At 68.0% G+C, this 12,127-nt stretch carries 8 protein-coding genes; 4 read left to right on the top strand and 4 right to left on the bottom strand.

Translation table 11 applies throughout. The features are described from left to right. The 4 genes from AX681_RS07350 to purH all read left to right on the top strand — a co-directional run. A partial coding sequence (locus AX681_RS07350) for an RsmB/NOP family class I SAM-dependent RNA methyltransferase (RefSeq protein WP_066681994.1) occupies positions 1-1,251 on the top strand: 1,251 nt, incomplete at its 5' end. A 24-nt stretch (positions 1,252-1,275) separates the two neighbouring features. Further along, positions 1,276-1,935, top strand: coding sequence for a ribulose-phosphate 3-epimerase (rpe, locus tag AX681_RS07345; RefSeq protein WP_066655730.1), 660 nt, complete (start codon positions 1,276-1,278; stop codon positions 1,933-1,935). Beyond that, positions 1,932-3,689: a heparinase II/III family protein gene (locus AX681_RS07340; protein WP_066655729.1), complete on the top strand. Its 1,758-nt coding sequence runs from the start codon at positions 1,932-1,934 to the stop codon at positions 3,687-3,689. The genes rpe and AX681_RS07340 overlap by 4 nt, the downstream gene beginning before the upstream one ends. A gap of 52 nt (positions 3,690-3,741) precedes the next feature. Beyond that, positions 3,742-5,313: a bifunctional phosphoribosylaminoimidazolecarboxamide formyltransferase/IMP cyclohydrolase gene (gene purH, locus AX681_RS07335; protein ID WP_066655728.1), complete on the top strand. Its 1,572-nt coding sequence runs from the start codon at positions 3,742-3,744 to the stop codon at positions 5,311-5,313. A 108-nt stretch (positions 5,314-5,421) separates the two neighbouring features. Here purH and AX681_RS07330 read toward each other — a convergent pair whose 3' ends face one another. The 4 genes from AX681_RS07330 to bla are packed head-to-tail and all read right to left on the bottom strand — an operon-like array spanning position 5,422 to position 12,073. Next, complete coding sequence (locus AX681_RS07330; protein WP_066655726.1) at positions 5,422-6,924, bottom strand: lipopolysaccharide biosynthesis protein; 1,503 nt, start codon at positions 6,922-6,924, stop codon at positions 5,422-5,424. Then, positions 6,921-8,192 carry a cation:proton antiporter gene (locus tag AX681_RS07325; protein WP_231733624.1) on the bottom strand — a complete coding sequence of 424 codons (1,272 nt, stop codon included), beginning with the start codon at positions 8,190-8,192 and terminating at the stop codon, positions 6,921-6,923. The genes AX681_RS07330 and AX681_RS07325 overlap by 4 nt, the downstream gene beginning before the upstream one ends. Further along, complete coding sequence (gene polA / locus AX681_RS07320) at positions 8,189-10,957, bottom strand: DNA polymerase I (protein ID WP_066655761.1); 2,769 nt, start codon at positions 10,955-10,957, stop codon at positions 8,189-8,191. Before polA ends, AX681_RS07325 begins: the two co-directional genes overlap by 4 nt. Positions 10,958-11,008: 51 nt before the next feature. Then, positions 11,009-12,073 carry a class A beta-lactamase gene (gene bla / locus AX681_RS07315; protein WP_082737773.1) on the bottom strand — a complete coding sequence of 355 codons (1,065 nt, stop codon included), beginning with the start codon at positions 12,071-12,073 and terminating at the stop codon, positions 11,009-11,011. Positions 12,074-12,127 lie beyond the last annotated feature (54 nt).

Here is a 12,127-nt window from a genome sequence, read left to right as displayed (position 1 = left end):
GATCCACCCGGCACCCCCGCCCGCCGCGCGGGGCTCCGCCTGCTCGATGCCGTGCTGCGTCGCGGCCTCGCAATCGAACAGGCGCTCGACGCCTCGACCCAGGGGCTCGCGCCCTCCGATCGCGGCCTCGCCCACGCCATCGCGGCAGAAGTGCTGCGCCGCCTCACCGATCTCGACGACCTGATCGACAGCGCCACGCGCAACCGCCTGCCCGATGACGCCAAGGCGCGCTTCGTGCTGCGCATCGCGCTGGTTCAGGCGTTGCGGCTCGACACCCCGCCGCACGCCGCGATCTCGACCGCGCTGCCCCTGGTCGATGGTGGCCCGCGCAAGCTGGTCCACGGCGTGTTCGGCACGCTGATGCGCCAGAATGCCGTGCTGACCGATCCGCCCGCGCTGCCGGGCGACGTCTATGCCCGGATTGCCGGTAATTGGGGCGAGCGTGTCGCCGACGCCGCCTGCGCCGCCATCGCCGCCCCGCCCCCGCTCGATCTCACGCTGCGCGGCGACGCACCTGTAGAGGGCGAGAGCCTGCTCCCCGGCCATATCCGCGTCCCCGCCGGCACCAGCATTCCCGAGCGAGAGGGCTTTGCCGAGGGTGAATGGTGGGTGCAGGACATCGCCGCCTCCCTCCCCGCCCGGCTGATCGGTGCCCGCAACGGCAGCGGATCGGGTCGCGCGCTCGACCTGTGCGCCGCTCCCGGCGGCAAGACGCTTCAGCTCGCCGCCGCCGGATGGGACGTCACCGCCGTCGACGCCTCGGAAAGTCGTCTGGCGCGACTTCACGAGAATCTGGAACGCACCGGCCTGTCCGCGACGGTGGTCACCGCCGATCTGCTCAACTGGGAACCGGGGTTCGAGGCCGACGCCGTACTGCTCGACGCGCCGTGCAGCGCCACCGGCATCTTCCGCCGCCATCCCGACGTGCTCCACCGCGTCCGCCCGCGCCTGATCGCGGAGATGGCCGAGCTGCAAGCCCAGCTCCTGCCTCGGGCCGCGCGCTGGGTCCGCCCCGGCGGCCTCATGATCTATGCCACCTGCTCGCTCGAGCCCGAGGAGGGCGAGCAGCAGATCGAGCGGTTCCGGGTCGACCACCCGGATTTCGCGATCGACCCGATCTTGCCCGACGAGCTGCCCGAAGGCGTCACCGCCCACCCGCGCGGCTGGCTGCGCACGCTGCCAGGCATGCTCGCGGAGCATGGCGGCATGGACGGATTTTTCATGGTGCGGCTCATGCGCGTTGCCGCCTGATTCTGAGGTGATAAAGGAAAGGCCATGAACACGGTCCGCATCGCCCCGTCCATCCTGTCCGCCGACTTCGCCAAATTGGGCGAGGAAGTGCGCGCGATCGACGCGGCCGGGGCCGACTGGATCCATATCGACGTGATGGACGGGCATTTCGTCCCCAACATCACGATCGGCCCCGCCGTCATCAAGGCGCTACGCCCGCACAGCGCCAAGCCGTTCGACGTCCATCTGATGATCGCCCCGGTCGATCCGATGCTGGAGGCCTTTGCCGAGGCCGGCGCCGACTGCCTCTCGGTTCATCCCGAAAGCGGCCCGCATCTCCACCGCACGCTCCAGACGATCAAGGCGCTCGGCAAGCGCGCCGGCGTCGTGCTCAACCCGGCAACCCCGGTCGATGTCGTCGATCATGTCATGGACCTCATTGACCTGATCCTAGTGATGAGCGTCAACCCCGGATTCGGCGGTCAGAAATTCATCGAGAGCCAGTTGGCCAAGATTTCCGCCCTGCGCGCCCGGATCGACACCAGCGGCCGCGCGATCGACCTTGAGGTCGATGGCGGAGTCGATCGCACCAATGCCGCGCGGGTCATCGCCGCCGGCGCGGACGCGCTCGTCGCGGGCACGGCGGCGTTCAAGGGCGGCCCATCGGCCTATGCCGACAATATCGCAGCATTGCGGGCGGGGTGAGCATTGGCGGGGATGAGCCCGCCGACGGGGCGGCCGATGACGGGATCGAGCAGGGCAAGCGGCTCATCCGGATCGGGGGCGATCGTGGCCTCTCGCTGGCCGACCGCATTTCCGAAACGCTGTTCCGCTTGAGCTGGCGCACCCCGATCCATGCCCTGCGGCTGAAGGGGCGCCACCCGCTCAAGCTGATCGCGGTGACCGACGACCCGTTCATGGGCGATCCCGCACGCGGCAACGCGCTGCTCGACGGCAAATTGACGTTTCGCGGCGAAAGCCATGACGTCGCCACGCTCGATTTTGCCCGACCGGGCTGGTCCGCACCCTTTGGCGAGTATCTGCACAGCTTCGCCTGGCTGCGCGACCTGTCCACCGTCGCCACAAGACACCAGGCAGCGCCGATTGCCGAAGCGTTGATGCGCGACTGGCTGGCGGCGCATGCCGGAAAGGTCGCCGATCCCGCATGGCGCGCCGATCTCTGGGGCCGCCGCCTGCAGTTCTGGACCGCACACGCACCGCTGATCCTGTCGAGCACCGATCTCGTCTATCGCTCGAACGTCCTCCACGCGCTCGCCCGCGGCGCCCGCCATCTCGACCGCGCCGCCGATCGCGCGCCGACCGGAGCGCCGCGCATCGCTGCGTGGTGCGGGGTGCTCACCGCCGGGCTGATGATCCCGGGCGGCGATCCGCGCCGCTCCTTCGGCGAAACCGGCCTGTCGCGCGCCATAGCGGGCGCGATCACCAAGGATGGCGGCATCACCGGCCGCTCGCCCGCCGCCTTGCTCGACGCGATCCAGCTGCTCACGCTGCTGCGCGAAACCTATGCCGCGCGCCGGCTCGACGCCCCCGGCTTTGTGACCAGCGCGATCGACCGCATGGTCTCCGCCCTGCTCGGCGTCAGCCATGGCGATGGCGGCCTCGCGAGCTGGCAGGGCGGTATCCCGATTTCCGGGGACGTGATCGAACAGACGGTTGCGGCAACCGGTGCGCGCGTCCGCCCGCTGCGTCAGGCGCATGAATGGGGCTATCAGCGCCTTGCCCAGCAGGGGACGGTGCTGATCATGGACGCGGCTCCGCCGCCGATCGCGCGGGTGATGGCGGGCGGCTGCGCCTCGACCCTCGCCTTCGAGTTTTCCGACGGGGCCGAGCGGATCGTCGTCAGCTGCGGCGGCGCGCGCGGTGCCGATCTGCGCCTGCCCGCCGCCTTGACCGAGGGGCTGCGGACCACCGCCGCCCATTCCACTTTGGTCGTGCGCGACAGCAACTCCACCGCGATCCACCCCGACGGCACGCTCGGCCGCGGCGTGGTCGAGATGGAGCTGAGCCGCAACGAGAGCGATACCGCCAGCCGGATCGAGGCCAGCCATGACGGCTATGCCCGTCGCCACGGCGTGATCCACCGCCGCACCATCGCGCTCGGCACCGACGGCCGCGACGTGCGCGGCGAGGACAGCCTGCTCCCCGCCGCCAGGCGCGGGGGCAAAAGCGGCGCGGTCCCCTTCACCGTGCGATTCCACCTCCACCCGGCGGTCGAGGCGACCCCCACAGCCGATGGTGCGGGCGCACTGCTGCGCACCCGCTCCGGCTCGGTCTGGCAGTTCCGCGCACGCGGCGCGGCGCTGGCGATCGAGGAAAGCGTGTGGATGGACGCAAAGGGAATTCCACGTGAAACACAACAACTTGTGCTGACCGGCGAGGCACTGACCGGCGGGTCGAGCCTCTCGTGGCTGTTCCATCGCGCGCGCAAGGGCGGCTGAAGCGTCGCTACGGCATTGCGATAAACTGGCCCGCATCCTAGAGGCCCCGGCCATGACCAGCATCACCATCCGCCGCGCCCTCCTCTCGGTTTCCGACAAGACCGGGATCGTCGAACTCGGTCAGGCGCTCGCCGCCAAGGGGGTCGAACTCGTCTCGACCGGCGGCACGTCAAAGGTACTGCGCGACGCCGGGCTGGAGGTACGCGACATCTCCGACCTCACCGGTTTCCCCGAAATGATGGACGGCCGCGTCAAGACGCTGCACCCGGTGGTGCACGGCGGCCTGCTCGCGGTGCGCGACGATGAATACCATATGGCGTCGGCCAGCGAACACGCGATCGGCATGATCGACCTGGTCGTGGTCAACCTCTACCCCTTCGCCCAGACGGTGGCGAAGGGCGCGAGTCGCGACGAGATTATCGAGAATATCGATATCGGCGGCCCCTCGATGGTCCGCTCCGCCGCCAAGAACCACGCCTTTGTCGCGATCGTCACCGATCCCGCCGACTATGCCGTGGTCGCAGCTGGCGAAACCACGCTGGAAGACCGCAAGCGCTTCGCCGCCAAGGCCTATGCGCTCACCGCGCAATATGATTCGACCATCGCCAGCTGGTTCGCCTTCGCCGATCAGGGCGAGCGTTTCCCCGAAACGCTGCCCCTGGTGTTCAAGCGCGGCGAGGAACTGCGCTATGGCGAAAACCCGCACCAATCCGCCGCGCTCTACCTCCCCGCCGGCCCCGCCACGCCGGGCATCGCCCAGGCCGAGCAGCTGCAGGGCAAGGAGCTGAGCTACAATAATTACAACGACGCCGACGCCGCGCTCGAACTGGTCAGCGAATTCCGCGACGGCCCCCCGACCGTGGTCATCGTCAAGCACGCCAACCCCTGCGGCGTCGCGACCGCCGACACCCTCGTCGACGCATACAAGGCCGCGCTCGCCTGCGACTCGGTCTCCGCATTTGGCGGCATCATCGCACTGAACCGCCCGCTCGACGCGGAGACGGCACAGGCGATCACCGACATCTTCACCGAAGTCGTGGTTGCGCCGGGCGCAAGTGACGAGGCCAAGGCAATCTTTGCCGCCAAGAAGAACCTGCGCCTGCTGATCTGCGGCGATCTGCCGAACCCCGCCCGCCCCGGCCTGATGCTCAAGACGATCGCAGGCGGCGCGCTGCTCCAGTCGCGCGACAATGGCCAGGTGACGCAGGACGCGCTCAAGGTCGTGACCAAGCGCGCACCGACCGATCAGGAACTCACCGACTGCCTGTTCGCCTGGACCGTTGCCAAGCACGTCAAATCCAACGCGATCGTCTATGCCAAGGGCGGCAGCACCGCCGGCATCGGCGCGGGCCAGATGAACCGCCTCGAATCCGCGCGCATCGCCGCGTGGAAAGCCAAGGACGCCGCCGACAAGGCCGGCTGGGCCGAGCCGCGCACGATCGGCAGCGCGGTCGCCTCCGATGCCTTCTTCCCCTTCGCCGACGGTCTGCTCGCGGCGGTCGAAGCAGGCGCCACCGCGGTGATCCAGCCCGGCGGATCGATCCGCGACGATGAAGTGATCGCGGCGGCCGACGAAGCCGGCCTCGCCATGGTCTTCACCGGGATGCGCCACTTCCGGCACTGATCCAAGGGGCCGCAACACCCCGTTTGCGCTGAGCGTGTCGAAGCGCGATGCGCAGCCTTTGTGGTTCGCGACCGGCTCTTCGACGGGTTCAGGGCAAACGGAGGCCCCTCAAACCTTCTCATCCGGCAGCGTCGGTTCGCTCTTCGGCATCTTCTTGAACAGCGCGCGGTCCTCCGGGCCGAACGCCCATTTCCCGATCACCGCGAAATAGGCGATGAAGATCGCCGGCACGCCGACCGACAGCTCGAGCCATTCCAGCTCGGGCGGTAGCCGCGTGAACGCCCAGCCGACCGCCCCCGCGACCAGGATCGCCGCGACGAAACCCGGGCGCAGGCTGAACACCGCTGCGCCCGTCATCCGCGCCAGCATCCAGCATTTGATCGTCGACCCAAGCGCCAGCGTCAGCACCAGCGCCACCGCCGGCCCAACCGCCTGGACATGCACGCCGAGCCCCAATGCGCGCATCTGGAATACCAGCGCGAAGCTCAACGCGGCCTGGAAGCCGAGCAGCAGGATCGACACCATCAGATTGCGATGCCGCGCCATATAGACCAGCCCCGCCTCCGCCACCGCGCCGGGCGTCGCCGCCACCTCCGCCGCGAGCAGGAAGCACAACGCCATCGCCCCGACGACGAATTGCGGCCCGACCACGCCCATCACCCCTTCCGCCGGGATTCCGCCCATCAGCAGCAGCGCCGCCTGCAGCGTGATGATCCAGAAACCGACCTGCTTGACCTGATTGGCGATAGCGATGCGGTTCCCCGCCGCCAGATTGCGCGCGATCACCGGCCCCAGCACCGGATCGAAGCTGGTCTTGAGCTTTTGCGGGATCGAGGAGACCTGTTGCGCCATGTAATAGATGCCGACGATCGCCGGCGGAAACAGCAGGCCCAAGATGAAGCGGTCGATGTTGCGCGACCCCCATTCCAGCGCATCCGCCCCCGCCAGCGGCATGTTGCGCCGGGCCAGCTGGAGCAGCGGGGTGACGCGCGGCGACCAGCCATGCGGCAGGCCATAGCTGCGGATGAACGGGATCAGACTGGCAACCAAAGCTGCTGCCATCGACAGGACATAGGCGATGATCAGCCCGTCGCGCGCCGAGACATAATAGAGCACCCAGGCCGCAATGCTGATCGTCCATGGCTCGACGATCGCGCGCGCGGTCACCGCCGCCTTCACATTGTGGCGATAGGCCAGCGCAGCGAGGCTGACATCGGACCAGGCAATCGCAAACACGATCACCGCGAGATAGCGGTCGAGCCCCGTCGTCCCGCTATTGGGGAACATCAGGTCCGGGTAGATGAACAGCACCGCGCTCGCCAGCATCGAGACGACGAACGCCACCACCATCCCGTCCCACACGACATGCGCATGCGGCCGGTCGGTCGACGCCAGCGCCTGCGCTAGCCCGCGCTTGAGGCCGAGGGTGGCGAGCAACGCCGCCAGCTCGACCACCACGACCGCGAGCGCAAACCGCCCCACCGTCTCCGCGCCATACAGCCGTCCCGCGATGAACAGGAACGGCAGCCGCGCGAGCAGCCGCAGGAAAAAGCCGAAGATATTGGTCCGCCCGCCCTTGGCGAGCGCGTTCAGATCGTCGTTCGGCTTCACGCCGCGCGCGCCCGACCGCGCTCAAGCAGACGCATTGCCGGGGTCGCGGTCGTCCCGTGCAGCAGAATCGAAATCAGGATCACCACGCCCAGCGCCCCCCACAGGCGCACAGGCTCCTCGAACTGGCCATGGTTGATCCCGTAAGCGAAATAAAAGACCGATCCCAGCCCGCGAATGCCGAAGAAGGCGATCACCGGCCGTTCGAACGGCGCGAGGCGGCACCCGGCCAGCGCGATCCAGCCCGCCAGCGGCCGAACGATGAAGATCGCGACCAGCGCGAAGCCAAGCTCGGCCCAGCCGATCATCGCGAACAATCCGCCTGCGCTCAGCATGCCGCCGAACAGGACCAGCAGCGCCATCATCAGCAGCCGTTCGGTCTCATCGGCGAAATCATGCATCCGCGCATTGAAATCGCTTCCCCCGGCCGCGCGGCGCAGCATCAGCCCGGCGACGAACACCGCCAGAAAGCCATAGCCATGCGCCAGCTCGGTCACGGCATAGATTGCCAGCGTCGCGCCCAGCGCGACGAAACCATCACCCGTCCGCGACAACTTGGTGTCGGCAGGCAGGCGATAGATGATCTTGCCCAGCGCCCAGCCCCCGGCCCAGCCGAGCGCGAGGCCAACGGCGAGGCGGATGACCACCGCGTCCAGCGCCCAGGACGCCAGGTTGGAGACCGCCCAGCCGCCCGCCGCGACGGCGATGGCCAGGTGCACGAACGGAAAGGCGAGCGCGTCGTTCAGTCCCGCCTCCGACGTCAGCGCGAACCGCGCCTCGTCGTCGCTCGCCGATCCCGGCTCCTCGATCTGCACATCCGATGCGAGCACCGGATCGGTCGGGGCAAGCGACGCGGCGAGCAGCAGCGCGGTCGCCACGCCGACGCCGAGCAGCGCCTGTCCGGCAAAGGTCAGGGCCAGGATGGTCAGCGGCATCGCGATCGCGAGCAGGCGCACGCACAACCGCCAGTTGGCCCAGTTCAGCGCACGATCGATCTTCAGCCCCGCCCCCATCAGCGAGACGATGACGATCAGCTCCGCCGCCTTCTCGACCAGAAACGGGCTCTCGATCGGGTGCAGCGCGAAGGGCGCGAAGCGATCGAACGAAAACACCAGCGCGCCGACCCCGACGCACAGGATCGGCAGCGACAAGGGCGCCTTTTCCAGCAGCAGCGGGACCCATGCGACCATCAGGATCAGCACGCCCGCTCCCAGCAACAGCGGGACATACAGGTCGATCAGCGGCGCAAGGCTGGCCCCCGCTGCGGTCAATGCGCCGCGCCCCAGCTCGGACCCGTGCCGATCTCGACGCCCAGCGGCACGGTCAGCGTGATCGCCGGCTCGGCCGCGGTCTCCATCACGCGGCGGATCACCGCCGATGCCGCCGCGACATCACCTTCGGGCAGTTCGAACACCAGTTCGTCATGCACCTGCAGCAGCATCCGCACGTTCGGCAGTCCCGCCTCGATCAGCGCCGGTCCCATCCGCGCCATCGCGCGCTTGATGATATCGGCGCTCGTCCCCTGGATCGGCGCGTTGATCGCCGCGCGCTCGCTGCCCGCGCGCTCATTCTGATTGGGCGCGTTGATCCGGGTAAAGTGCGTCTTCCGACCGAACAGCGTCGTGGTGTAGCCGCGCGCCTTCGCCTCGTTCAGCGTGTCGGCGATGTAGCGGCTGATCCCGGGGAAGCTCTGGAAATAGCGGTCGATCATCCCCTGCGCCTCGTCCGGCGTGACGTCGAGCCGTCCGGCCAGCCCCCAGCGGCTGATGCCGTAGAGGATTGCGAAGTTGATCGTCTTGGCCCGCCCGCGCGTGTCGCGGTTGACCTCGCCGAACAGCTCCATCGCGGTGCGGTTGTGAATGTCCTCGCCCTGCTCGAACGCCTCGCGCAGCGCGGGCACGTCGGCGATATGCGCCGCCAGCCGCAATTCGATCTGCGAATAGTCGGCCGACAGGATGACATTGCCCGGCTCGGCGACGAATGCGTCGCGGATCTGGCGCCCGACTTCGGTGCGGATCGGGATATTCTGCAAATTCGGGTCGGTCGACGACAGCCGCCCCGTCTGCGCGCCGGTCAGCGAATAGCTGGTATGCACCCGCCCGGTCGCAGGGTTGATCTGCGCCTGCAACGCGTCGGTATAGGTTGATTTGAGCTTCGACAGCTGGCGCCAGTCGAGCACCTTGAGCACCATCTCGCGTCCCGGCGAATCCTTGTCCGCCGCGATCCGCTCCAATTCGTTGACGTCGGTCGAATAGACGCCCGACTTGCCCTTGCGCCCGCCCTTGATCCCCATCTTGTCGAACAGCACGTCGCCCAATTGCTTGGGGCTACCGATGGTGAACTTGAACCCGGCGATGGCGTGGATCTCTTCCTCCAGCCGGGCGATCTGCTTGGAGAAATCGTCCGACAGCCGCGCCAGCACCCCGGCATCGACCTTAATCCCGGCCAGCTCCATCTCGGCGATCACGCGCACCAGCGGCCGGTCGACCATCTCGTAAACGCGCGTCGCGCCCTCATAGGCGAGCCGCGGCTTGAGGCGCCGCCACAGCCGCAGCGTCACATCGGCATCCTCGGCGGCGTAGCGCGTCGCGGCCTTCAGATCGACTTCGGCGAACCCGATCTGCTTCTTTCCGCTGCCGGTCACGTCCTTATAGGCGATGCAGCTATGCGCGAGATGCGTCGCCGCGAGCTCGTCCATGCCATGCCCGTGCAGCCCGGCATCGAGGTCGAAGCTCATCACGATCGTATCGTCGAACGGCGCGACATCGATCCCCAGCCGCGCCAGGATGATCAGGTCGTATTTGAGATTGTGCCCGATCTTGAGCACCGCCGGATCCTCCAGCAGCGGCTTGAGCTTCGCCAGCACCGTCGCGCGGTCGAGCTGCACCGGCTTCTCGGCGAACATGTCGGTCCCGCCATGGCCAACCGGGATGTAGCAGGCGAGATTGGGGTGCAGCGCCATGCTGACCCCGACCAGCTCGGCCCGCGTCGCATCCGTGCCGGTCGTCTCGGTGTCGATCGCGACCCAGCCCTGATGCCGCGCGACGGTGATCCAGCGGTCCAGCGCCGCCTCGTCCACCACCGTTTCATAGCCATCATGATTGCACGGCGGATCGGGCTCCAGCCCCGGCACCTCATGCGTCTCGACCGGCGCATCGGCGACCGAACTCGCCTCGCTGCCCAACCGCGCGAGCAAGGTCTTGAACCCGTGATGCTCGAGGAACGCGCGCAGCGGCGCGTCGGGGATCCCGTCGAGGACGAAGGCATCGAGCGGTTCGGGCAGCGGCACATCCTCGGCCAGCGCGACCAGCTTGCGCGACAGCCGCGCCATATCGGCATGTTCGATCAGATTGTCGCGCAGCTTGCCCGGCTTCATCGTCGGTGCGGCGGCCAGCACCGCCTCGACATCGCCATGCTCCAGGATCAGCTTGGCCGCGGTCTTCGGCCCCACCCCCGGCACGCCCGGCACATTGTCGACGCTGTCGCCCATCAGCGCCAGCACCTCGCCCAATTTGTCTGGCCCCACCCCGAACTTCTCGACCACCGCCTCCGGCCCCATGCGCCGGTCCTTCATCGTGTCGAGCATGTCGATGCCCGGCTCGGTCAGCAACTGCATCAGATCCTTGTCGGAACTGACGATCGTCACCTGCCACCCCTGCGCCAGCGCCGCCTTGGAATAGCTCGCGATCAGATCGTCCGCCTCCCAGCCCAGCTCCTCGATGCACGGCAGGCTGAAGGCGCGCGTCGCGTCGCGGATCATCGGGAATTGCGGGCGCAGGTCTTCCGGGGCGGGCGGACGATGCGCCTTATACTGATCGTAGAGTTCGTTGCGGAACGTCTGCTCGCTCTTGTCGAGGATCACCGCCAGATGCGTCGGCCCCTCGGCCTTGTGCAGCTCGCTCGCCAGCTTCCACAGCATCGAGACATAGCCATAGACCGCGCCTGCCGGCTCACCATGTTTGTTGGTCAGCTTGGGCAGCACATGATAGGCGCGAAAGATAAAGCTCGAGCCGTCGACGAGATAGAGATGGGGCATGGCGCGGGGATAGCCCATGCCGCCGGACGGACAAACTCTTTTAGCTCGATCTCAGCGGTGGTTGGCGACGACCGAAGCCACAACCGCCTGCATCAGCGCCTGCCGCTCGCGCACCGGGCGCGGCGTATCGCCGATCATCACCGCAACCGAATAGGCCTTGCCATCCGGCGCGGTCAGGATGCCGATATCGTTGAAGCCCGCCGTGCGCCCACCCAGGTCCTGCCCGGTGCCGGTCTTATGCGCCAGCGTCCAGCCCATCGGCACCGCGGCGCGCAGTCGCGCCTTGCCCGTGCGTGTCCCCGACATCACGGTCGTCAGGAAATTGGTCGAGGACGCCGACAGCAGCTCGCCCGCCTTCAACCGCGCCAGCGCCAGCGCGATGGCCGAGGGTGCCGCGCCGTCGACCGGATCGGCGACATAGGAGTCGAACGCCGCGCGCCGCACCGTCGGCGGCAACGCCGCCCGCGCGCGCTGAAACTCGCCCGCCATCGAATAGCGCTGGTCCCAGCGCAGCCCGGCCGTGCCCGCCTGCAACAACCGCTCACCCGGCCCGAAGCGGATTTCGCCAAGACCGCGATCGGCGATGAACGCGCGCACCGCCTGCGGCCCCCCGACCAGATTGAGCAATCGGTCATTGGCAGTATTGTCGCTCTGCTGCATCGCGCGCAGCAGCAACTCGCGCACCGTGGTGCGATACACGCCGTCGCGCACGACCAGCGTCGCGATCGGCTGGTGGAACAGCGTCAGATGCTCGCGCGTCAGCTCGACCGGATCGTCCAGCGTCAGCCGCCCCTTGTCGCGCGCGTCGAGCACGGTCATCGCGACCCATAATTTGCTCACGCTCTGCTGCGGCATGCGGCGGTCGCCATTGGCATCGACTTGCCACCCCCATTCGAGGCTGCGGACCGAGATGCCGACCACTCCGCCGAAATCGCGCGCGAGCGCGTCGATCGTGGTGGTCAATGCGGCGGGGGCGGGAAAGACCGGGAGCGGCTTGGGCGCCGCCGGGATCGGCATGGATACGCGATAGCTGGCCGGCGTCAGATCCTTGGGCAGGTCGTCGCGATGCACGCCCGCGCCGATCAGCAATACGGGCGCGAGTCCCGTCAATGTCATTGCCCGCTGAAGAATCGTAAACTCCTGCATCCCCAACACGATGGTCCGCCCCTT

The sequence above is a fragment of the Sphingomonas sp. CCH9-E2 genome (assembly GCF_001557215.1).
In the GTDB taxonomy this organism is placed as follows: domain Bacteria; phylum Pseudomonadota; class Alphaproteobacteria; order Sphingomonadales; family Sphingomonadaceae; genus Sphingomonas.
The sequence above is the reverse complement of the archived record's forward strand: the minus strand, read 5'-3'. Positions and strand labels throughout refer to the sequence as shown.